The organism is Pseudomonas sp. A0308 (genome assembly GCF_044218815.1).
Taxonomy (GTDB): Bacteria; Pseudomonadota; Gammaproteobacteria; order Pseudomonadales; family Pseudomonadaceae; genus Aquipseudomonas; species Aquipseudomonas iridis.
In genome coordinates this window covers 3,377,056-3,400,395 of sequence record NZ_CP162581.1, presented here as the reverse complement: position 1 = coordinate 3,400,395, position 23,340 = coordinate 3,377,056, and the positions used below count along the sequence as shown (strand labels likewise).

Genomic DNA, 23,340 nt, shown 5'->3' with positions numbered 1-23,340 from the left:
AATCCAAAGACAACATTACTCTTTTTGCTCAGCCAGAGATGAAACCGATGACTCACCAATGGATAGTGAAGATTTAATAGCCCTGTGCAAAATATAACCTTCGTCAAGATACATTACTAGTGCCCAAGAGCAATCCAACGTGAACATCTATTGGTACCGATCTTTGTGACACCCACCTATTACGCAGGTTGATCATGCCTTCATGGATAATCACTCGAGAGTGTGTGGTCTTGCAGATATAGCGTCGCAACCCCCTACTTCGGAATTAAGCTAAATTCAGCATGTTTATTCTAAACTGCAAATCGTATAGACTTTCGTGCAATCTAGATTTTAACGTTATCTTAAGCGCTTGGTGCAAAATTAAATCCCTACTGCAGAACCATTCCGCCTCCTGAGACAATTTTAGAGATTACATAACTGCCTTTCTATAATCAATATTTTCAGCGCGTTTAATTTAGTGCAATCCAATTATTTCGCACAATATCAAAATAAGAATGGCTAAACGGGGTTAATGGGCACGCGACTCAAGGACATATCCAGCACCTCGCAATGTATGGATAAGCTTGTCGTCAAAAGGATCATCAATTTTAGCTCGAAGCCTCCTCATTGCTACTTGAACAACGTTCGTGTCGCAATCACTACTCAGACCCCAGACAGAAGACTTAATCTGCGTGCGCGATAGCGTCGTGCCTGATTGACACATCAAAAAGTGTAGCAAGGCGAACTCCTTGTTAGTCAGGTCAATTCGCTGGTTAGCGCGAAAGGTCCTGTGCCTACCCAGATCGAGCTCCAAATCGCCAACGCGAAGCACATTTAGCGATGCCGACGACCCAGTTCGACGCATTAAAGTACGGACTCTAGCTAACAACTCAGGAAACTCAATTGGTTTGACCATGTAATCGTCAGCGCCTAGATCAAAACCCAAGACTTTATCCTCAACACTACCTTTCTCGGTAAGCATCATGATCGGGGTAATAATTACCTCGCGAATACTTACAAGTAGATCCCAGTCGTCACTTTGCGGGGGGTTTACGTCTAGTACTACAAGGTCATAAGCCTGTTGGGAGACTAAGTTTATGCCATCGATTCCGTTTTGTATGCAATCAACGATAAAGCCGCTTTCAGTCAGACCCTGGCGCAAATAATGAGCGGTTTTCGGATCGTCTTCTATTATCAAGATACGCATTTATTATAAAGTCTCGATACTAATTGAAAATACCACCACACTCATTTAGGCAACTTTACTCACCGGTTCACTTTAGCATCTCAACTGGATGAGTTAAGCCATTACAGAATATCGCGCATTTTTTCAGTTTCTGTTAAATGAGTGAATTGAGACACACGACCATACGGCAAATAGATTTTAGACTACTTGATGACGATAGATGGTCTTATTACAAATTTGTAATTCTTCAGTCACCCTCGCGATAACTCTTATGCAGTACATTGAGCATGCAATATATCTAAACACTCTAGACGCTGCAGATGTCCCTACTGTTAAACGATGAAAACGGCGCGCCTTGGGGGCGAAAATTTTGTGATGCCATCTCGCATTAGAAAAATGTTGTGGTCGGCTGATTCCCTGCCTCGGGAATCATTGATGACGACCGCGCATGAGCCAGCCAATGTAAGACGAGGAACAGTCACCAACCCGTATTATCAAATGAGCCAAGACTCGCAGACGCCGAGCGGGAAATACAGAATAGCGCAGCCAGGCTTTAACAGAGTTTGAACCCCGATGCCGTACTAAAAACGGCTGCCAAAGCTTTCAACGAATATTTGAAATCAACTGCAAGGCGTCGCCTGACTCCGAGGAGTGTGCGTTATGCGAGTACGGCGATGTTTCGCGCAATGAGGATTATCGGCATTCGAAAGTGGTGAACTTGGTAAGCGCATCAAGACCGCTTTGGTCTCTCATCCGCAACTAGAATTCCTTTTTAGACAACTAGTCGCGCCTATCAGAATAGTGATCTAAACAACGTCATCACCTATGCCTTCGATACTAAGACAGATGCGCAACGTCAGCAAGAAAACCATACCCCCGCGACCCAACCACCATCATTTCGCTCCAAAAAAAATTGTTTTTTAAGTCAAGTCGAGCGGATCTATCAGTACAACACTTACTTGGGGGGCATCTCATGAAAAAAATCCTCATCGGTTTTGGCGTTTTGGCGGTTTGGCTAATCGTGGAGCTTCAACCAACCGAGGAAAGCGTTGAGGGTCACTGGTGCATCCATGAATTACATCGCTCTGTTGCTGATTTTTTCTTCCCTAAAACGTAGCGGCAGTCCAGTGACAGTTTGCGCGCACGATCATGTCGAGATATTCCGAGATACCCATGAATAAAAAAATACCAATTCTGAGTACGAAAATTATACTCAGTAGCAATCAATTAATTATTGCAGTTTCAACTTGGCTTCTGTTGTTCAGTAACTGGCCATTTTGGCGAGTTGTTTGGAAAAGCGTGGGAGGCCTACAAGACGGAAGCATCTTATTTGTGCTTAGCCTGCCTTGGTTCGTGTTGATGTGGCTGTACGTGTTACTCAGCGCGATGGCTTGGGGACGCTTCATAAAGCCTGTGCTAGCCATTGTTCTGTTGGTTGCGGCAGCAGCGAGTTACTTTATGAATAGCTACGGCATTGTAATTGACTACAGCATGCTAACGAATGTTATTCAAACAGACATCTCTGAGACCACGGACCTGCTGAACTGGGAGTTACTGCGATGGATGCTGGGTTTTGGTGTTCTACCGGTGCTGCTTATCACCCGAGTCCGTTTGATACAACGATCGCGCACCCGCGCGCTTGCTCATCGATTGATGGGGCTGGCGGTAGCACTTACCTGTTTGGCAATCATCGTATTTACGCTTTACCAATCTTATGCATCGCTCGTACGTAACCATCGCGAACTCAGATTGATGTTAGTTCCTTCGAATGTGGTTTCGGCAATCCATGGGTATATGCGTCGCCAGCTAGCACAGCCCACAGAACTAAAAATCATTGGTGCTGATGCCCGCCAAGGAGAAACTACTGCGAGTGTAAAAAAATCACGCCTGACGTTGTTAATTGTGGGTGAAACCGCTAGGTCCGCGAACTTCTCGCTTAATGGCTACACACGCGATACCAATCCGGAATTGACTCGGCGTGGTGTCTTAAGTTTTGCCAATGTCAGTTCATGTGGAACAGCTACGGCAATCTCCTTACCTTGCATGTTCTTGGATGCGGGTAAACAAGGCTATAAAGACGGTATGGCGTTACGGAGAGAAGGCTTATTAGACGTGTTGCAGCGGGCCGGAGTATCGGTACTTTGGAGAGATAACAATTCGGGTTGTAAAGGTATTTGTGACCGAGTAAAAAATGAGAAATTGAACAATCAGAAAACATCAGGATTATGCAGAGCAGGCGAGTGTTACGACGAAGTCTTATTGCAAGACCTGCAAGCTTACTTGGATCAACAACAGGGTGATTCAGTCGTGGTTCTCCACATGAAAGGTAGTCACGGCCCATCCTACTACAAGCGCTACCCACGCGAATTCGAGCGATTTGGTCCCGTTTGTGATAATAACCAACTAGAGCGATGTACGCGCGAGAGCATAGTCAGTGCCTATGATAACAGTATCGTCTATACAGACTATGTACTTGGACAAACGATTGACTTGCTAAAGCGCAACGCTGAGCGCTTTGATACGGCTATGCTTTACGTCTCTGATCACGGTGAGTCTCTCGGCGAGAACGGGATATACTTGCACGGACTGCCTTATGCTATGGCGCCCAAAGAGCAGACTAGCATTCCCATGGTTCTCTGGATCTCCAAAAACATGCAATCTCGTCAAAAACTAGACGTTCAATGCTTGAGGGAACAGCGAGGCGCATCACTATCCCATGACAACTTATTCCATTCGATATTAGGATTGATGAATATCCAAACTTCGGCATATCGACCTGAGCTTGATCTGTTTAGCGCATGTCAATCCAAAGCCTTGGCCTCATTAAAACTTACTTCAATGACTGGCCAGCAGCAGTAATAGCAGCCAACTAGTGGCAAGAATGAAGTCTAAAGATCATCATTAAAATTAACGCACACTCCACTCAGAGCCATTCATATTAGAATGGTAAGTTTTCAAGCATCTAAAAAAACTGCGACCGACTGTCCGTCTTTTTATTTGACGATTCAGTCGGCCTTTGCAACACTCAATACGAGTATGCCTTCCAGGTGCTTTGCAAATAAAGTAACTCTAAAACTATAATATAAATATATTTAAAATTAACTGCAGTGGGGTTCCTCGGTGAATTTGCGCGAAACATCGACCGCTCCCAAAGCTTCCAATGTTCGGCGTCCTATCAGTACGGGATAGTTCATCTCGCCTCGATCTTTCAGAGAAAATTCCTCTTTATAAATTTTATCTCCTATGCACATCGTCATCATGACGACTGGACGATGTTCAGCGCCGCCGGCACCTCTAACTTTTACATTTCGTTCAATCCGTCGTTCGAAGAGTGCGCTACTCACCTTCTTAGTTTTGGTGTCTTTGACTTTAACGTTAAACCGAATCCATTCTTCTCCATCTTTTTGGAATCTTTTTAAGTCCTTCGCATCCATGGATGACGTAAGAGCCCCAGTATCCAACTTTATTTTCACGGCGATATTTTCTGGTAAAAGTATCCCTTCTTCAATCCACCCGAATACCTTTTCTGGTCTAGCCGGGCTCGACAAAACCGGCTCTACTGTTAGAGACAAAAGCATTATCAGCAGAGCACAATTTAAAATAATTTTTTTCATTTTAACTAGCCCTCTGGGGTGGATCCCCGAAATAACAACTTGTCTTAAAAATGGAACTCAATTAGTGGACCTTGCCTTCATAATCGTCAACTAATTGGCTATGGAAATCTGCTTTTTCCATTTGTACAGTAGTATGACTGATCTGAAACTCTTCACTCATAAGCGACGTGACTTCAGTTAAAATATCTTGTTCACTGCGGGAGGTATAGTCAGCGACCAGGTGAACGCTCATTACACTCTTACCACTGGTTAAAGCCCATATATGCAAATCGTGCACATTTTTTACTCCTACGATTCCGTATATTTTCGCCTCCACCTTTTGAATATCGATGCCCTCTGGAACGCCCTGCAGTAATATATTCATGCTTTCCTTGAGCAGTGACCAAGTCCTAGGCAGCACCCAGAATCCGATACCTGCTGCAACAAGTGAATCAACCCAACTCCAACCGGTGAAGCGGATTACAAGCGCTGCAATGATGACGCCAATAGACCCCACCATATCGCTCCAAACCTCTAAATAAGCGCCCTTCACATTGAGACTTTCCCCACTAGCGGCACTCAACAGACGCATTGAAATGAGGTTAACTATCAGTCCCATCACTGCAATTACTAACATGCCCGTCGACTGAATTTCTGCGGGGGCGTTAAGTCGAAGATACGCTTCATAGACAATGTATATAGCGACTAAAAACAACAAGACAGCATTGAATGTGGCTGCAAGTATTTCGAATCGTGCATACCCGAACGTGCGCTTCCTGTCAGCAGAGCGTTTGGCAATATGAATAGCCAGCAAGGATATTGCCAAAGCCACAACGTCTGTCAGCATATGCGCAGCATCCGACAGTAAGGCTAGGCTGCCCGTGACAAAGGCTCCGATGACCTCAGCAATCATAAAACTTGTCGTCAGGGCGAGTGCGATCCATAACATCTTTTCATGACCCGCACGTACTTGACCGTGACTGTGCCCTGAACTCATGATTTTTCCCCAAATGTAGCCTAATGAAGATCCAACGAGTGGACTGTAGAATATAAAGACCTACTAGCACCCAAACCGTTCCATATCATCAAACCAATCATTCAAAGGTGGATACTGGTTTGATGTAGTATTCAGATCATAAGCGAGAAATCGCCATCTTAATCAAATAGTTCCTGCAAAAACGATTTTTTGCGACTCGGTTGTCCCTGATGCCCACTTTGACTTTGATGGCCACCTTCTTTCCATCCACCGCTGTGGCTCCCTCGATCTCCATGACCATGCTTATTCCCGTACTGGTTGTAACCAGGTTGTTCTGCTGGCGTCGAACTTTGGACAGGTGATGTGAGGTTCTGTGGAAGCAATCTAACGGTCTCTTGTCGCTGACTACGCTCAATAATCTTGTCGAGTTCACCTCGGTCAAGCCAGACACCGCGGCATTGCGGCAATAGTCAATTTCTATGCTCTGGCGCTCAGTCATTACTAAAGCTATATCTTTGCAGATAGGACATTGCATATTTAATTCCTTATGTGAGTAATCAATTTTGACAATGTAGCTTTCGAATCAATACCGCAATAGTTGTGGTCCATTGAATACCACAAGCGGGCTCGTCCCCATATCGGCGAAAAGAGCCATCCACAAAGTTGCTTGGCCGGGCGAAGACGCTTTTATCTTTCATCCTCACCTCGCGATCTACTTCTTTAGCAATCGAAGTCCATTGAGCACGACAAGTATGCTCACTCCAACGTCTGCAAAAACAGCCATCCACATGGTGGCCAAACCCATGAGGATGAACACAAGGAAAATGGCCTTAATACCTAAGGCGAACAAAATGTTTTGCTTAAGAATCACAGCTGTCTCGCGTGACAGGCGGACGAAGGCCGGAATCTTGCGCAGATCATCATCCATTAAAGCAACGTCAGCCGTTTCAATAGCGGTTCCCGTGCCAGCCGCGGCCATGGCGAATCCGATCTGAGACTTGGCCAATGCAGGTGCATCGTTTATCCCATCACCGACCATCCCCACCACGTGCTTACGGCCCTTCAATTGATCAATTACTGAAAGCTTGTCGCTGGGCAACAAGTTTCCCCGCGCCTCATCTATCCCAACTCGTTTGGCAATCGCATCAGCCGTGTACGAATTGTCGCCTGTAAGCATCATGGTCTTGATACCCAATGCATGCAGCTCCTTGATCGCTGTCTGGCTTGAGTCCTTTACGGTATCGGCTACAGCAAACAACGCAAAAACCTGACTGGCGCTGGTCAAGGCTACGACTGTTTTGCCTTGGCGCTCCAGGCTAGTCAGAGATTCGTCCAACTGCGAAGTACCGAGCCCCAACTCCTGGATCAGTCGGTGATTGCCCAGGTAGAAGAGCTGGCCTTCAATCATCCCCTTTACCCCGCGACCGGGAAGGGCCTCAAAACTCTCCACTTGCAGGAACGTTGATGCGTCCGAGCCTTCGTACTTGGCAATTGCCTGTGATACGGGGTGATCCGAGCGTGCACTGAGGCTGGCGGCAACAATCTGAGGATGTACCTCTGAGTCTTCGGCTACCGGAATGTAGTCTGTCTGAACCGGTTTCCCATGGGTAATGGTGCCGGTTTTATCGAGCGCGACGAAACTCAGCTTGGCGCCTATTTCCAGGTAGATGCCGCCTTTAACCAAAATGCCTTTGCGAGCCGCTGCCGCCAGACCACTGACGATGGACACCGGAGTGGAAATGACCAGCGCACAAGGGCAAGCAACCACCAGAAGCACCAGTGCACGATAGATCCAGTCAGTCCACAATCCGCCCATAAACAGTGGTGGGAATACCGCAATCGCGACGGCGAAAAAGAACACCCCTGGCGTATAAATTTTGGCAAACTTATCAACGAACCGCTGGGTTGGAGCTCGCGAACTTTGGGCTTCTTCAACCGCGTGAATGATTCGAGCAAGGGTCGTATTGTTGGCCTCAGCTGTCACTCGATACTCGAAGGAGCCGGATTCGTTAATGGAGCCGGCATAGACAGGATCATCGACATCTTTTTCGATGGGCAAGCTCTCGCCCGTGATGGGCGCTTGGTTAACAGTAGAGTTACCAGAAGAGACTTTACCATCCAGGCCAATTCGTTCGCCGGGGCGGACACGAACCAAGGCCCCAATCTCGACCGTTTTTACATCGACTTCCAGCCAACTACCGTTGGGTTGGCGCACGGTAGCTCGTTCAGGGGTCAAGTCCATCAGCCCCTTGATCGCATTGCGCGCACGATCCAGCGATTTCGCTTCGACCATTTCCGCAACGGTGAAGAGAAACATGACCATCGCGGCTTCTGGCCACTGTCCGATCAACACCGCTCCGGTAACCGCGATGCTCATCAGCGCGTTGATGTTCAGGTTGAGGTGTTTGATCGAGATCAAACCCTTCTTGTAGGTCGTAGGCCCGCAGAGCACGATGGCGAACAAGGCTATGACCGCTATCACCCATTCAGGCGCGGAGTTAGTGAAGTGCAGGACTTCAGCACCCACGGCAGCGACACCGGAAAGCGCTAATGGCCACCATGTGCTCTTAGGTGATTCCGCCTGGGGAAGGACTTCTGGCGTATCTGCGCTGGTTGCATTGCCATTAGCCGTCAAAGGTTCGGCGTGCATGCCCAGCGATAGCACTGCTGCCTCGATACCCAAGGTGTCGGGTAGCTCGTGCCAGACAGCCATCGTGCGGTTCATCATGTTGAACTCGAGCTTTTGAATGCCGCTCATCTTCGCGAGCTTGTCCTCGATCATGGTCTGCTCGGAAGGACAGCACATCTGCCCAATCCTGAAACTGCTGAAACGAGTCGCTTCGTCGGTATTGGTGGGAGACACGTTTTCGATGCCGACTTTGGGACTACCCGCAGCAGATGGTGGGCAGCAAGCATCGATAAAAAGGTCATTATCAACCGTAGCAGCAGGCTGGCTCGGCTCGGCAAGGCTGTACAGGGCAGATGGCGGTGCTACGACAGCGCAGTTCGATTTACTGATATCGGAGCCGGGGGAGCAGCAACCCGCGCCCTTTACTGAAGAAGGCGCTGAGCTGACGTCCAAAGTTTTCGCGGAGCAGCAACTACTGTTGGACTGTGCTGTAGTTGTATTACACATAGTCGCGGCAGGTGCACAGCAGCCGGTCGGTGCTGCCGGGTCAAATACCTCAACGGCGGCGTCACTTTTCGGTGTTTGTTCATCACCGCAACAGCTTTTCATAAAGGCACTCTCCACAATTTATTGTGAAGAGTGAACACCCTATAGCCACTATAAGGTCAAGCGGATTGTCGAGCCCGGTGAGCTTTTTTCATTCCGCATTCCGCACGCGCCCTTATTAACGAGCTTGGTTGATTTCGCTCCAAATCAGATCGTAGAGCTGTTGAGCGCCGAAGTTAGTCAGGGGTTTACCGTTAACGAAAAATGTCGGTGTTCCCTTCACACCTACAGTTTTGGCATCAGCGGCATCTCTTTCTATCGTGGCGGTGATCTCCGGCGACATCATGTCCTCACGAGCCTTAGCCACGTCCAAGCCCGCTTGGGCCGCTACGTCCCAAGCTGCTGATGCTTTCGCATCGTCATGCCACTGCGGTTGAGCAGCGAGGACAGCTTCAAGTACCGGCACAAAAACACCCTGCTTACGTGAAGCCTCGAGCAGACGTATGGCTTCTTCAGACCCTACGTGAAGCTTCACATAGCGCAGCACTAAGCGAACATCGCCTGGGTGTTGTGACATCATCTTTTTGACGATAGGGTAGAAGGCACGGCAGCTTTCACAAGATGGATCGAAGAATTCTACGATTGTCACCGGGGCGTCGGCAGGGCCGAAGCTTGGTGAGTTAAACCGCACTAGCGCGCTGGTTTGCGGTACAGGTGCTGTAGCCTGGGGCACAGTGGCAGCACGATTGTAGAAAAATGCTGCGACGGCAAAGCCTACGATGGCTAGCACGCTGATGGAGAGGACGACGGCGCGTCTGCTCATACGGTAAATCTCCGACGGATAAGAACGAGAAAAATGATCAGCAGGCTGAACACGCCCAGCGATAAAAGTGGCAGCGGAACACCACTGAGGATGGTCATGTCGGCACCGGAGCAGGAAGGGCCGGCCCCGCAAGGTTTGATGCTTTCAGGAATCAGTCCGAAATAAAGCAGGTTGTGATACAGAGCGATGAGCCAACCCATGACTGCTAATGGCAGTGCATAGCGCCAAACACCGGTGTCCGATAAACAGCAGGCGACGCCCAATACCAGGACGAGTGGAAACATGAAGGCTCGTTGAAACCAACAGAGCACACAGGGCAGTTGCCCCATGACTTCACCAACGAATAGCACGGCGATTGTTGATACCAGAGCAAGCAACCAGGCACAGAGCAACAGCGCCCAAGCTCCGGATTGATGTTGTTTTAAGGGGGCTTCCATAGGATTCAGTCCACTTTTCTATTGAGCGCACGCAGATTTGCTTATCGCCTAAGGCGCGTAGAATGAAGATTCTAGCAACTATAAGGTCAAGCGAAATGAGTTCGACCAAATACACAGTCGGTGATCTGGCGAAGGCGACTGATACCAAAGCGGTGACCATCCGCTATTACGAGCAGGTCGGCCTCCTGCCTTCTGCAGGGCGTTCAGCATCAGGCTATCGCTTCTACACCGACGAGGAGCGCGACCGTCTATTGTTCATCCGACGTAGCCGCACACTGGGCTTCAGCCTTGACGATGTTCGAGAGTTGCTGGGCTTTGCGGATAACCGCGACGCTTCCTGCGCCAGGGTGGACGCAAAAATCGAGGGGCAGTTAGAGCAGGTTCGAATGCGCATCCGAGACCTGCAAGGCTTGGAGGTGGAGTTGGAGCGTTTGATTGCTTGTTGCGAGGGCGGCGTGATCGAGCAGTGCCGTATTATCGAGTCGATGTCCAATCCCCGTTAAGGATGCTAACCGGCCACCCCACAATTTTGGCGGGAGTCCTGTTGAATGAACTGATCATTTATATCGACTATGTGGTGGTTTCGACTCCGTCTTGGCGGTATCAAGAGTCGCAGGTGCAATGACGTAACGCACGCCGTTGAGGGATGAACCAACGCTTGGGCTTTGATGCCTATACCGGCTAGAGCGTTTGCGTTGATCATAGTGATTGACTCTCAGATTCAGTGATAGTCATAGAAGTGGGCATGCTGCTGCCCGTTATTTCCGTCCACACTGTTAACTGTGGCAGGATTAAAATGACATGCCTTCAGACACCTGAATCAGCATTTCTTCAACTAGATGTGTGCCGTGAGACGTAGTGACCATTGCCAGTGGGCTTTTTCCCAAAAAACGGGCTTTGGGTTTGGAAAGCCATTGTTTGGCCTTCCCTTCGTCCCCGAACATGATCTCGGCCATGGCGGTAATGTGTGCGAACCGGAACAGGCGATCGCTCTCATCCGACGTTAAAAGCTGATCGCTTGCCAATTTTGTTTTGAGCGTTTTGGGGTGAATGATTATGTCGCGTTCTTGCGGATTTACGGTGCCATCAGCACAAAGCGATGAAATCAGGCCGGCCGAAAAGCCAGCTACTATCATGTCGTGAATGTCTTGATCCGAAGCGTTGGAAGGGATATGGAGATACGCAGCCAACCGCTTGCGGTAAGCATGATAGGCATCCTCACGCAGGACTCCAGCAAACATCGGCCGTACTGATATTGCACTGTTCATGGGCGTCAGCACTAATGTGCCATTCGCTATCGTTAGCTCTAAATGATCACCAACACCTAACCCCATTTGGTCAAGCAACTCTGGAGGTAGGTCAATGATGATGTCGCCAGTACCGTCCTCAGTATTCTGGCACTTGACTATCCAATGCTCGCTCATGATTGTCCGGCCCTCATCCGCGACTAGAGAATGACACACATCATTATGCTCGGGCGCAGAGCTGACCAAAGGAACGTGCACTCCTCCAGTAGACATGCACTGCCGCTGCTCGAACGCCGGATAGCGAGTGCAACAGCAAAAAATGGGGCAATGGCTTTGCCGCCTTTCCACCGTCACATGGTTACGAGCTTGAGCGTGATCTGGCAACTACACGAAAAGGATATGACATGAACCCTGATGAGCTTTATGTTTCCGTCGACGTCGAGACTTCTGGACCTATACCAGGCGAATACAGCCTGCTTTCCATTGGAGCTTGCCTTGTAGATCAACCTGCCACGTCCATCTATCTTGAACTACGACCTGACAGTCCAAAACACGACCCAGAAGCACTGGCAGTATCGGGGCTGAGTCTGGAGAAGCTGGAGCGCGAAGGACTCACTCCGCAACAGGCGATGCTGACATTTGGTGAATGGCTGAAATCGTCCTGCCAAACGGGGCAAAAGGTCATTTTCGTAGGACTCAATGCGCCGTTTGACTGGTCATTCGTCAATTACTACTTCCACAAATACCTGGAAACCAACCCCTTTGGTTTTACCGCCATCGACATGAAGGCCTACTTTATGGGCGCTTTAGGTTGCAGCTGGCAGGAAACAAAATCATCCAAGATGACCGCTGCGCTGAAGCCACTCAGCGAGCCGAACCATAACGCATTGGATGATGCCCGCTTTCAGGCAGAGCTCTTCGCCCTGATGCTAGCGGGTAAAGATAAACGCTGACCTGCCTTCCACCTCACGGACTTAAAGCTCATCTGACCCAGGCTGCCTCAACATATCGGCCGTCCCTGAACGACCACGCCTTGATACCTTCAGGTTTTTCGGACTTGCCGACAATAACGGCTATCGGGTGCGGCAAATCCTGCGTGTAACGTGCAGCAAATTTGGAGAAACTTCCGATATCTGCCGGAGAGATCACCGGAACGGATTGGGGGTGTGTATGCCAGTAGCCCACCAGACGTAACCCTTGTTCGTTGGCAGCCCTGATCTCCTGACGGCACCGCTCCGCATCCAACTCTAGCCAAGACCAACCTGACCGATCGGCGCGATGAGGCACCGTGGCCAAGGCCAACAGCAGACCTTTCGGATCAACCGGATTGACGAATAACTGTCCCCCTCGCTCCACGCCAAAAAGGCCCTGCCGATGACTATCGAAGATGTTCGCGACAGCTTGGGACACCAATAGCTCGGTATTCACCTCCGGCCATCGCCAGCGCCATGCGATATCCGTCATACCATTTCATCCTTATGTTCCGGCCATCCGCGCTCGAGTAGGAGTTGCTGCGCCCCCTCTGGAAGTTTGGGCCCATGGTATTGGCCTCCTAGGCTCGGCACATCTTCAGGCCTGTAGATACTGCTGACCCAAGATGCAGTGGTGATGTTGCAGGTCAATGCACGTAAAGCCGTGTGCGACACCATAGAGGCGATATTGGTCATCCCCAGCGATCCGCCTGGAATAAAGCTCTCCCCACAAGCGGGCAGTGGAACCACACCTCCTCCCGGCCACTCGGTAAACTTATGAAGAAAATCGCCGATGTCCGTGAATAAATGACGGCCATCAAAGGTACCGGCTGGTGCGAATAGCGCGTGGCCTACCTGGGTATACGGTTCGCTCCAGGCTTGTAAAAGTCCCCAAGAAACGCCGCTGGATTTGGCTCGCCATACAGTGACCTCCGACTGCCAGTCCGCTGTCGTAATCACCACAAGATCTGCGTTATCGAACACTTCTGGTTTGCTGCTCATAACTACTTCGGCGAAAGTCGAATAAGCGGTGCATTCTGTAGTCGGAAGATCTAACAGAATCTTGTCCCTCAACGCTGAGGCTTTCAGCCTCCCTAGGCTATCCGCTCCCAGAACGTGCCTACCCAGATTGGCTGACACCAGAGTGTCAGGGTCGATGAGGGTAAGGTGGCCGACACCGGAGCGTGCCAGTTGTATTGCCACCGCACTGCCTAACGAGCCAACGCCAACACAAACGACCCGAGCATTTTCAAGGTGCTTTGCAGTGCCGCTTATATCGCGGGACAGAATGGACGCACGATCAAGCACGTCTAGGGCAGTTGCGCGGACAAGTGCCGGAGGATGTGCATTTGCGATGGCTGGCCGGCGGCGCGCTGTGCGCAAGCCAAACTTTGCCCCCCGCTCTTGCTGTACGCCAAGCGAGCGCACATTGAGGCAATAAGTTGGAGCATCCGTCCCCCCAGGAAGCTCCAGGACAATCCATCGACTCGCCAACGTTCCATGCAGCTCAAACCATGCCAGCAATTGCTCGGCATCGTCTGGTTGAAGGTGTGGCGTGAGCCACAGCAATAAATCTTCTGGATCCGGGGTGCGGATATCCGGATAAGTCTGAAGCTTAACGTAAAAACCAGGAGTTTCGGCCGCGCGAATGACAGCGGAGCGCCCGACAACCCGTCGGTAATGCCCTTTGAGTGCAGCTATGTTCGATGCTAGCCAAACCGTTTCCTGACCGGATGGCACAGCCCGGCGCGGATCGCTGAGAGCAAACAACTGCGAGGCAGCCTGAGGTCGATCCAAAAGTAAAAGGTTCTGGTACGACTGTCCGTGCTGAAAAGACCAGTAGGTAGTGATCTCATTCTGAAATTCGATATCGCGCGCTGCCTGACTTGATCCCATCTTGGACAACGAAACGATCTGGGCCAAGCGAGCAAGGCTGTCCTCTACCACGACCTCCGGGGAGCCCATAATGGGGCGTTCCTGAAAGCCATGAAGGCAAAGCCCCGACTTAGTGGCATGCGGCCAAACCAGCCATGGAGAAGGTTCGACGTTCAGCCGCAAGAGCCCACGGGGAAAGTTGGAGGGGAAACCAATACGCAGTCGCCGCTCCTGCCCCGTGTAATCGATGGGCAAGGGGAAGTGAAAGCACGCCGCTTCGTCAGCCCGCATGGGTGCGGGCTGGAGCAATGCATCAGCTGCATCCTGACCTAGGGTATCTCGCAGTGCGGCGATTCCGCGCTGCAATGGCGTCTTAAGAGGATCAGCCAAGGCGTCCAACTGGCTTTACGCTCGACTGAGAGGTTCCGCCACCGCTGGCCCCTCCGAAGAGCGAACCCATCGAAGCAGAGTTTCGAGTAGTGCCATCCGGTCGGCCAGGCATCGTCCAATTCGCAGGGATTTCATTGTTTACTGTTGTGATGAACGCCGGCGCAATACCGAAGTTCTTTTTCACTGCCTCGGCAAAAGAATCATTGGATTCAAAACTTTCCAAACCTAATGACACAGAAGCACTGGCGTCCGCATGCCATTTGGAAAATGCTTGACGATAGCCTTGCCCCTCACCCGGTCGATTCCACTTCTCTGCAAAGTTTTCGCCGTTATCGGCAGGGTTGCAGACAAAGCAATCGCTACCTCTATACGCAATGTGCTGCGGTATTCTGCGAACGATTTCCAAAATTGCATCGAGCGGTGCCAATGGCTTTGACTGGGACTCTTTCACGACATCCAGGTATGCGTGAGTGGCCAGGGTCGTAATGACCGCAGAAATTGGGCGAGTATCAGCGCTTTTTGTCTTGATAGCCCATTCATCGCGATGCCGCTTCAGCAGCTTTATGGTCGCGCGCAGGGGATCTTGATCGATGTAATCCTGATAGTGCGGCAAAGGATCTTGTGTCGCGGCATCAAGCATTCTCTGGCTTTTGGCAATCACCAAGCTTTCCAGAAAGATTTCCTGGGCGGAAGCGACCTGCAACCAATTCGAGTAAGGAATAGGGCTGCTTGCTTTCCACCCTGTGACCCGATCCGGAACCTCCAGCTTACCCTCGCCGTTTGCTTCGCCATTTCCGTTGATCGCGCGTGCAGGTGTGACGTCGATGTGGAAGCCTGGATTTTCGTCGGCATAAACGATGCGGATGCCCCGACGTAATTGTTTAACTTCTTCCTGAACGCGGGAGCCTTCCCTAAAACGCTGCTCAATCGCCTCTAGAACTTCCTTCGCACTAGCGCCTTGAGCGTGAGGGAGCCAGATAATCGCGTCCGCATCAATGGTGTCCAGATCCGCAGGCGCGCCGGGGATTGGCTTGATGGTCGTTTTCAGCCGCATCGAGCCTTGAACGAAGATATGGGCCTCAGCGAGCAGCGGGTTGTCGGAAGCCGAGAGGATTTTTTCCAGTTGGGAGTAGCGGTCATTTATTTTTTCGTACTGCGCTTCCGACAGCGAGATTTCCCGCGCGGCGCGAAGCAGAAAATATTCCCAACTGCTGCGCTTGGTCTGTTCGTTGCTCAATAGCATTTACCTAGCCTCCTGGGCCACCGAGCCCAATTGCAGTGTTTGCGTAAACCGATCCTGGTTTTCTTTGTCCCGATCGAAGATCAGGTACGTATGTTGATGCTGCGTTGTGAGCAACGCGCCAAACTCGATGGCCAATGCCGCAGGAATAGCGGCGAAGACGTGGATAGGGTCAGGAGTCAGAGCTTCAAGCTGACTCAGTCGTATTTGAAGTGCGTCGCGAAAGGCATGAATCACTCGACGGTTCTGTACCATCGCATAGCTTGGTTCTGGGATCGACAGCTCTGCAATACGTGCACCCGGCAGAGCGTCGGTCACGTCGCGAACTGGGACTTGCGCAGAAATGGAGAGCACCAGCGCCAGTGGCCCGTCGCCTTCGGGGGGAGGTGTAAACAAAAAAACGGGCGGCTCAGCGGACTGATCGGGCCAGCGCAAACGATGTTCGCGGTGAAAGGAGAAGATCAAGCGCTTGGAACGGTCGCCGATACTCTGGCCCAGCATCATCAAAGCCGGGATGTCGGCCAAGCCGACTACTGCCAGCGCGGGCGAGTCGCCGTAGGTACCGCCGCGACGCTTGAGTTGCTGTTCCAGCTCATACTGGATGCTGTCTTTGACGTTCAGCCAATAGGTAGTGTCGCGGCCGCGTGGTCCTGGCGCAGGGAAAGTGATTTTGATGCCTTGATCGAAGGCGGTTAATCCCTCGGCGGACATCGCAGTCAACAGATCGCGAACGGGAATATCGTTGATTGTCTGAAAATGCTGACTTTGGACGATGAGAGGAATGGCTCTACCACCATCGGGGGTCGTTGCGGCGAGTCGGATGCGTTCCAGGTACGCTTGGTGTAAACCACTCAAATCATTTTCAGGATACCCATCTGCGTCACGATCAATTTTGTCATGACAACCTGGGCACAGGAGCATCAGATTAGCGGTATCGTTTGTGTGCGCCTCAGCATCATGATCCGCGCGTCCCCGAGGGCCTTTGGGACTGGCGGGCAGAATATGCGCCACTTCGCCCCATCTCATTGGCTTGCCGGCACGATAGTCGAACGTCAGATCCGTACCGCACAGTTCACAATGACCAGCGGTCTGTGTCCATACGATCCGCTTCGTCTCATCATTTGTGTTGAAGCGCCCGCTTGCGGGCTTAGCGTCTTCTTGTTCTGCCATTCCGACCTACCCCCGAGAAACATCCATGATTGAAAACGATGATGGCAAGATAAGATCATATTAAGGTCATTTGCCTCAATTTCAAGAGAGATATGAGGGTGACGAATGCTGAGTCGGCTTTGAGCCAGAATGCTCTTGGCCCATCGAAACGCAGTGGTGGCAGCGTTCGTTTTCTGGCAAGTGCTGGTGGGTTAATGGCACTGACCACAGCGTATGTATCGAAATTAGCGAGTTTATGCAAAAGACATAAACTCGCTAATTTCAATACACATCGCGCACAGGCCTGATGAAAACGAGCTGTGCAGCTCAAACGAGGCTGCAAGAGCAGCCCCTTTTGTGCATTTTCTCCGCGTCAGTCCCTGCCAAGCTCAGCGGATAGGTTTCGACGGCGCATGAGCTGATAGGCAGCCGGAATCACAAACAGCGACAGCAAAGGCGCCGTGACCATACCGCCAATCATCGGGGCGGCAATGCGGCTCATTACCTCGCTGCCGGTACCGCTTCCCAAAAGTATAGGTAACAAACCAGCGATAATCACCGCCACGGTCATGGCCTTGGGGCGAACGCGCTGCACAGCGCCTTCACGAATCGCGGCCATTAACCCGCGTTCTGTGTTGTCACCGAGGTCTTGACGCTCGGCCCAGGCATTTTTCAGGTAGAGCAGCATGATCACGCCAAATTCGGCAGAAACGCCGGCCAAGGCGATAAAGCCAACCCCGGTGGCAACCGACAGGTTGAATCCCAACAGATAAAGAAACCATGCACCGCCCGTGAGGGCAAATGGCAGCGTGGCCATAATCAGCAGGGCCTCGTCGAAGCGGGCAAATGTCAGGTAAAGCAGGACGAAGATGATCAGCAGCGTGGCAGGGACCACCAGTTTTAGTCGTGCGTTGGCCCTCTCAAGAAATTCGAACTGACCTGAGTAGCTCAGGCTCATGCCGGGCTGCAACTTGACCTGCTCGCTGACGAGCCGGCGCAAATCGGCGACTACGGAGGCAATATCCCGGCCGCGCACGTCGATGTACACCCAGCCTGAAGGCCGTGCGTTTTCACTTTTGAGCATCGGCGGCCCGTCGTTGACCTTGATCTTCGCCACTGTGCCAAGGGTGATCTGGCTGCCTAGCGGGGTGTAGATTGGCAACTGCTCCAAAGCGCCAAGCGAATCCCGCCATTCCCGAGGGTAACGGACGTTGATTGGGAAGCGTGCAAGCCCTTCAATGGTCTCGCCGACATTTTCACCGCCGATAGCGCCGGACACGATCGACTGCACATCGGCGATATTCAGTCCATATCGGGCGGCGGCTTTTCGGTCGATATCCACGTCGATGTAACGTCCACCGGTCAATCGCTCGGCCAGCGCCGAACTGACACCGGGTACGCTCTTGGCCACTCGCTCGACCGCCTGAGTCGCGGAATCAATCTCCGTCAGATTGGTGCCGGCAATCTTTACACCAATGGGGCTTTTGATCCCCGTAGCCAGCATATCGATTCGGTTGCGAATCGGTGGTATCCAGATATTGGTCAACCCAGGAACTCGCACGACTCGGTCCAGCTCTTCCACCAGTTTTTCCTGAGTCATGCCTGGGCGCCATTGCTCCTGTGGCTTGAACTGGATAGTGGTTTCGAACATCTCCAGCGGCGCCGGGTCGGTGGCAGTTTCGGCACGTCCCGCTTTACCGAAGACATGTTCGACCTCCGGCACGGTTTTGATGAGGCGGTCGGTCTGTTGCAGCAGTTGGGCCGCTTTCTGTGCGGACAATCCAGGCAGAGCCGAAGGCATATAGAGCAGGTCGCCTTCATTCAAAGGCGGAAGAAACTCGCCACCTAAGCGCGACATTGGCCAAAGCGCACTAAAAAACACCAACGCTGCCACCAGCAGCGTGATCCTCGGTCGCCGCAGCACTGCATCCAGAGCCGGCTGGTAGATCCGAATGAGCCAGCGGTTCAGCGGATTGTTTTTTTCACTAGGAATCCGTCCTCGAATCCAATAGCCCATCAATACCGGCACCAAGGTCACTGACAATCCTGCTGCGGCGGCCATGGCGTAGGTTTTTGTGAAAGCCAGCGGGCCGAACAACCGCCCCTCTTGCGCTTGCAGGGTGAACACCGGAATGAACGAAAGGGTGATGATCAACAAACAGAAGAATAGAGCTGGTCCAACTTCAGCCGCTGCTTCGGTCATTACATGCCAATGACGCTCACCCTTCAGTTCCTCACCAGGATTGGCGACGTGCCAGGCCTCAATCTTCTTGTGTGCGTTTTCGATCATTACCACAGCAGCATCGACCATGGCGCCGATGGCGATGGCTATCCCGCCCAAGGACATGATGTTCGCGTTAATCCCTTGGTAGCGCATGACAATAAAGGCCATCAGCACACCGACCGGCAGGGAAATGATCGCCACCAGGGACGAGCGCAGGTGCCAAAGAAAGATCCCGCAAACCAATGCGACAACGATGAACTCTTCGATGAGCTTGTGGCTGAGATTTTCCACAGCACGGTCGATCAGCTTGCTGCGATCGTAGGTGGTGACGATTTCCACCCCGGCCGGCAGGCTGCTTTTCAGTTCGTCGAGTTTGGTTTTGACCGCCGCAATGGTCTCGCGAGCATTCTTACCGCTGCGCAAAATCACCACGCCGCCAACCGTCTCGCCTTCGCCGTCGAGTTCGGTGATGCCACGGCGCATCTCCGGCCCCAACTGGATCGTGGCGACATCGCCCAAGTTCACCGGCACACCGCCCGATCCCAGCTTGAGTGGGATCGCCCGAAAATCATTGAGCGTTTTCAAGTAGCCGGAAGCCCGCACAATGAACTCGGTCTCTGCCATCTCCAGCACTGCACCACCAGTTTCCTGGTTAGCCTTGCCGATCGCTTCGCTCACCTCGGCCTGCGTAATACGAAGGCTGGCCAATTTGAGCGGATCTAGCTGTACCTGGTACTGCTTGACCATGCCGCCCACAGTGGCCACTTCCGCCACATTGGGCAGGGTCTTGAGTTCAAACTTGAGAAACCAGTCCTGAAGGGCGCGTAGCTGTGCCAGATCATGCCCGCCACTGCGATCCACCAGCGCGTACTGGAAGATCCATCCTACGCCTGTCGCATCTGGCCCCAACGCCGGCTTGGCGCTGGCCGGCAAGCGGCTTTGTACTTGGCTCAAATACTCCAACACCCGCGAGCGAGCCCAGTACAAGTCAGTGCCGTCTTCGAAAAGCACATAGACAAAGCTGTCACCGAAAAAGGAATAACCACGCACCGTCTTGGCACCTGGTACTGAGAGCATGGTGGTGGCCAACGGATAGGTGACCTGGTTCTCGACAATCTGGGGTGCTTGTCCCGGATAAGGGGTGCGGATGATCACCTGCACATCGGACAAGTCTGGTAGCGCATCAATGGGCGTGCTCTGCACCGACCAAAGGCCCCAGGCCGTGATAAACAGCGTCGCCAGTAGCACCAGGAATCGGTTGGTTACTGACCAACGAATAAGGGCAGCAATCATGGCTGGCCCCCTGATTTGTCCAGACGCTCAACACGCAATCCGTCGTCGGTCTGATTCACGCCTATCCGGACCTTGTCGCCCGTTTTAAGGCCCTGCATCAGAGCGGGATTGGCGAGCGGGAACGTCATCGTCATGCCAGGCATGCCCAGCGTCTTGAAAGGGCCGTGAGCGAGAGTGACTTCCTTATCGTTGATCTCAACGATTTGCCCATCCGCTTCATGCAAACCCGCGGCAGCTGCACTGGTGGGTGAAGGTTCCTCTGATTTGGCCACGATGCCCTTAAGACTGGCCTCCGAGTCGAGCAGGAACTGGCCAGAGCTAACCACTTTCTGGCCCTCTTCCAACCCTTTCAATATGGCCGTCTTGCCATCGCCTTCCTGCCCAAGTTGCACCTCCACGGGACGATAGCGACCGGCGCCTTCAGCGAGCATCACTAGGGCACGTCGACCGGTGCGAATGACCGCCTCGCTCGGCACCCACAGCACACTTTGCTCCGTTGAGCGATTGAGGCTCACTCGTGCAGTCATACCCGGCCTTAGACGGCCTTCTGGGTTAGGTAATTCGACGCGCACGCGAAGGGTGCGACTATCGGGATTGGTTTCTGGAAGAATCGCGCTTACCACGCCATTGAGCACGACGCCTGGGAACGCGGGCAAACGCGCCTCAGCCACTTGCCCCAGCTGAATCGACCCCGATTCAGTCTCCGGGACCGCCAGAGCCAGCCAGACGTTACTCAAACCATTCACGCGTGCCAGTGTTTCGCCGGCAGCAACTGTCATACCTTCGCGCACATCGAGTTCTTGCAACACCCCACTGATGGGGCTGGTGAGGGTCAGGTTTGGTTGGACTTTGCCACTGCGCTCTACTTGAGCAATCGATGCCGCCGGCATCCCGGTGAGCCGCAAACGCTGGCGAGCCGCTGCCAGCAAGCCCGCATCGCCACTACGCTTGAGTGCGAGAAACTCCTCCTGAGCCGCAGACCACTCCGGGACAAGAATATCCGCCAAAGCGGCGTTGGCTTTAATCACATCGCCAGGAGCGCGGGCATACACACGCTCGACGAAACCCGCCGTACGGGCCTGGATGACGGCAACGTCGCGCTCGTTGAAGGTCAATACACCCACAACATCCAGACTCGAATCAAACACACCTCGACTGACAGTAGCCAGTCGCACGCCAAGATTCTGGGTCAGGCTTGGATCAATGCGAACAGTGGCGCTGTCCCCCTTGCTATCCGCGTACTGAGGGACCATCTCCATGTCCATGAAGGGCGACTTACCCGGCTTATCGAATTTCTGTTGTGGGTACATGGGGTCGTACCAATACAGAACCTTGCGATCGACTGATGGCTTCGGCTTCTGCTCCGATGCTGCATCCGGTACTGCGCTCACCCTCGGTTGGGCCAACCAGTAACCACCGGCGACTCCCAAAGCAATTGAGATGCTGACAACAAAAACCCCTTTCCATGTTCGAGAGATCATTGAGCGGACTCCCCATAGGCGAAATACAGGCGAGCGCTGGTGAGAGCACGCTGCTCTTCAACATCAATCTGCTTGAGTCGGGCTTCGATAAGCTCGCGCCGAGCGGCCACGACGGAGTTCAAATCGCCCTTGCCGGCGCGATAGCTAGCCATAGTGAGCTCGACCTTTTCTTTAGCCAAAGGGAGCAGACTGCTCTGGGATCGATGGACGGCGCGATTCAGGCGCTCATAGTCGGCCACCTGATCTTCTAGTTGCTGGGTGTGCTCGCGTGAAAGGACTTCACGCTCAGCCTCAAGCTGGTTGAGTTCCGCGTGCTTGGCTGCAATTTTGGGGTTTTGTCGTGAGTCAGGAAACAGCGGTAGATCCCATGAAAATTGCACGCTGACCATGTCGCCGAACTCTCGGCCGCGATTCTGATAGTCGACTTCCCAGCTCCAATCCGACTGTTTTTCCGCTTCGGCTTCACGGACCTTGGCTTGCGCTTCGCGGGTCATTGGTTCAAACGCTGCCAATTCTGGGTGATGTTGCAGCTTATGAGAGTAACCAGATGCGTCGACAGGCCATTCAGGCAAGCTACCCACAGGTTTGTCGTTGGCGGCCGGTCCAATCCAGCGCTTCAGGGCCGCTCGGGCCTGCGCTCTCTGGCGAATCAGATCGTCCTGCTGCTCTTCCAGTTGTGCCGCTTCCTGTTTGGGCGTTACTGCATCAGCAGGTTGAGCGCCGCCGCCGGCAATTTGTGCCCGGACGGTATCGGCCAGCAGACGGTTTTCTTTGTAGAAGTCCTGAAACAGCGTGTCTTTGCGCTCAACCGAGTAGCTGTTGATCCAGGCCAACGCCGTGGCCTGACGAACCTTTAGACGTTCGACCCGGCGCTCAGCGGCTGCGCGGTCAATGGCCGCATCAGCGACCTCGACTCGGGCTTTGCGCTTGGCGCTGTTGGGCATCTCCTGACTGACTCCGACCATTCGCATAGTCATGAAGTCCTGGTCGATGCTCCAACGATCCGGGCCCCCAATGGGGTAGTTCTGTACGCCTAGCAGCAACTTGGGATCGGGTAGTTCACCAGCGGGGATGGCCGCACTACTGGCAGCCTGAATTTTCGCGTCTTGTGCAGTCAGCGACGGCGCATTGTTTTCAGCCAGCTGCAAAGCTTCATCGAGTGTCAATGCAGCAGCGAGACTCGGCAAGGCCAGTACGCTTGCCGCCAAGATGGTCACGAGGGGCCACCCTGTGCAATAGCACTTGGATTTCATGGTCACGATTCCTGTGATGATCCACCGCGCGCCTCATGAGACATGCGC

20 protein-coding genes are annotated in these 23,340 nt (G+C 52.5%); 5 read left to right on the top strand and 15 right to left on the bottom strand.

Annotated features, from left to right (window positions below):
- Positions 1–508: 508 nt before the first annotated feature.
- Positions 509–1,186, bottom strand: a complete 678-nt coding sequence (locus tag AB4P92_RS15665; RefSeq protein ID WP_047297377.1) for a heavy metal response regulator transcription factor — start codon at positions 1,184–1,186, stop codon at positions 509–511.
- A 952-nt stretch (positions 1,187–2,138) separates the two neighbouring features.
- Between AB4P92_RS15665 and AB4P92_RS15660 the strand changes: the two genes are divergently transcribed.
- Positions 2,139–2,282, top strand: coding sequence for a hypothetical protein (locus tag AB4P92_RS15660; protein ID WP_155401178.1), 144 nt, complete (start codon positions 2,139–2,141; stop codon positions 2,280–2,282).
- A gap of 56 nt (positions 2,283–2,338) precedes the next feature.
- Positions 2,339–4,024, top strand: coding sequence for a phosphoethanolamine transferase (locus AB4P92_RS15655; RefSeq protein ID WP_158830538.1), 1,686 nt, complete (start codon positions 2,339–2,341; stop codon positions 4,022–4,024).
- Between the two features lie 239 nt (positions 4,025–4,263).
- Here the strand turns inward: AB4P92_RS15655 and AB4P92_RS15650 are convergent, their stop codons facing one another.
- The 4 genes from AB4P92_RS15650 to AB4P92_RS15635 form a co-directional block, all read right to left on the bottom strand.
- A complete protein-coding gene (locus tag AB4P92_RS15650; protein WP_155401179.1) occupies positions 4,264–4,779 on the bottom strand; it encodes an ATP-dependent zinc protease in 516 nt (171 codons plus the stop codon).
- Positions 4,780–4,840: 61 nt separating this feature from the next.
- Positions 4,841–5,755 carry a cation diffusion facilitator family transporter gene (locus AB4P92_RS15645; RefSeq protein WP_042561907.1) on the bottom strand — a complete coding sequence of 305 codons (915 nt, stop codon included), beginning with the start codon at positions 5,753–5,755 and terminating at the stop codon, positions 4,841–4,843.
- A gap of 136 nt (positions 5,756–5,891) precedes the next feature.
- Positions 5,892–6,269, bottom strand: coding sequence for a zf-TFIIB domain-containing protein (locus AB4P92_RS15640; RefSeq protein WP_208101337.1), 378 nt, complete (start codon positions 6,267–6,269; stop codon positions 5,892–5,894).
- 177 nt (positions 6,270–6,446) lie between these two features.
- Entirely contained in the window at positions 6,447–8,540 is a 2,094-nt protein-coding gene (locus AB4P92_RS15635; RefSeq protein ID WP_158830574.1) for a heavy metal translocating P-type ATPase, read from the bottom strand.
- Between AB4P92_RS15635 and AB4P92_RS15630 the strand changes: the two genes are divergently transcribed.
- Positions 8,482–9,006 (top strand): hypothetical protein, encoded by a 525-nt coding sequence (locus tag AB4P92_RS15630; protein ID WP_162184570.1) that lies wholly within the window; start codon positions 8,482–8,484, stop codon positions 9,004–9,006. The two genes, AB4P92_RS15635 and AB4P92_RS15630, sit on opposite strands and share 59 nt — an antisense overlap.
- Before the next feature lie 81 nt (positions 9,007–9,087).
- Here AB4P92_RS15630 and AB4P92_RS15625 read toward each other — a convergent pair whose 3' ends face one another.
- Together AB4P92_RS15625 and AB4P92_RS15620 are read right to left on the bottom strand one after the other, a co-directional pair.
- Positions 9,088–9,732, bottom strand: a complete 645-nt coding sequence (locus AB4P92_RS15625) for a thioredoxin domain-containing protein (RefSeq protein WP_042561909.1) — start codon at positions 9,730–9,732, stop codon at positions 9,088–9,090.
- Entirely contained in the window at positions 9,729–10,169 is a 441-nt protein-coding gene (locus tag AB4P92_RS15620) for a disulfide bond formation protein B (protein ID WP_042561910.1), read from the bottom strand. Before AB4P92_RS15620 ends, AB4P92_RS15625 begins: the two co-directional genes overlap by 4 nt.
- A 95-nt stretch (positions 10,170–10,264) precedes the next feature.
- Between AB4P92_RS15620 and AB4P92_RS15615 the strand changes: the two genes are divergently transcribed.
- Positions 10,265–10,672: a helix-turn-helix domain-containing protein gene (locus tag AB4P92_RS15615; protein ID WP_042562261.1), complete on the top strand. Its 408-nt coding sequence runs from the start codon at positions 10,265–10,267 to the stop codon at positions 10,670–10,672.
- Between the two features lie 288 nt (positions 10,673–10,960).
- On the opposite strand, the gene AB4P92_RS15610 is transcribed toward AB4P92_RS15615, so the two are convergent.
- Positions 10,961–11,593: an antitoxin Xre/MbcA/ParS toxin-binding domain-containing protein gene (locus tag AB4P92_RS15610; RefSeq protein ID WP_080963325.1), complete on the bottom strand. Its 633-nt coding sequence runs from the start codon at positions 11,591–11,593 to the stop codon at positions 10,961–10,963.
- Positions 11,594–11,820: 227 nt separating this feature from the next.
- On the opposite strand from AB4P92_RS15610, the gene AB4P92_RS15605 reads away from it, so the two are divergent.
- Positions 11,821–12,369 carry a 3'-5' exonuclease gene (locus tag AB4P92_RS15605; protein WP_158830536.1) on the top strand — a complete coding sequence of 183 codons (549 nt, stop codon included), beginning with the start codon at positions 11,821–11,823 and terminating at the stop codon, positions 12,367–12,369.
- 28 nt (positions 12,370–12,397) lie between these two features.
- Here AB4P92_RS15605 and AB4P92_RS15600 read toward each other — a convergent pair whose 3' ends face one another.
- From AB4P92_RS15600 to AB4P92_RS15570, 7 genes are all read right to left on the bottom strand, one after another.
- A complete protein-coding gene (locus tag AB4P92_RS15600) occupies positions 12,398–12,880 on the bottom strand; it encodes a Mov34/MPN/PAD-1 family protein (RefSeq protein WP_034115605.1) in 483 nt (160 codons plus the stop codon).
- A complete protein-coding gene (locus tag AB4P92_RS15595) occupies positions 12,877–14,661 on the bottom strand; it encodes a ThiF family adenylyltransferase (RefSeq protein WP_086794037.1) in 1,785 nt (594 codons plus the stop codon). The genes AB4P92_RS15600 and AB4P92_RS15595 overlap by 4 nt, the downstream gene beginning before the upstream one ends.
- A complete protein-coding gene (locus AB4P92_RS15590; protein ID WP_158830535.1) occupies positions 14,645–15,895 on the bottom strand; it encodes a nucleotidyltransferase in 1,251 nt (416 codons plus the stop codon). The genes AB4P92_RS15595 and AB4P92_RS15590 overlap by 17 nt, the downstream gene beginning before the upstream one ends.
- A complete protein-coding gene (locus tag AB4P92_RS15585) occupies positions 15,896–17,062 on the bottom strand; it encodes an SAVED domain-containing protein (protein WP_060480363.1) in 1,167 nt (388 codons plus the stop codon). It lies immediately after the preceding gene.
- Between the two features lie 352 nt (positions 17,063–17,414).
- Positions 17,415–20,558 carry an efflux RND transporter permease subunit gene (locus AB4P92_RS15580; protein ID WP_034115513.1) on the bottom strand — a complete coding sequence of 1,048 codons (3,144 nt, stop codon included), beginning with the start codon at positions 20,556–20,558 and terminating at the stop codon, positions 17,415–17,417.
- Positions 20,555–22,039, bottom strand: coding sequence for an efflux RND transporter periplasmic adaptor subunit (locus AB4P92_RS15575; RefSeq protein WP_034115514.1), 1,485 nt, complete (start codon positions 22,037–22,039; stop codon positions 20,555–20,557). Before AB4P92_RS15575 ends, AB4P92_RS15580 begins: the two co-directional genes overlap by 4 nt.
- Entirely contained in the window at positions 22,036–23,292 is a 1,257-nt protein-coding gene (locus tag AB4P92_RS15570; RefSeq protein ID WP_034115515.1) for a TolC family protein, read from the bottom strand. Before AB4P92_RS15570 ends, AB4P92_RS15575 begins: the two co-directional genes overlap by 4 nt.
- Positions 23,293–23,340 lie beyond the last annotated feature (48 nt).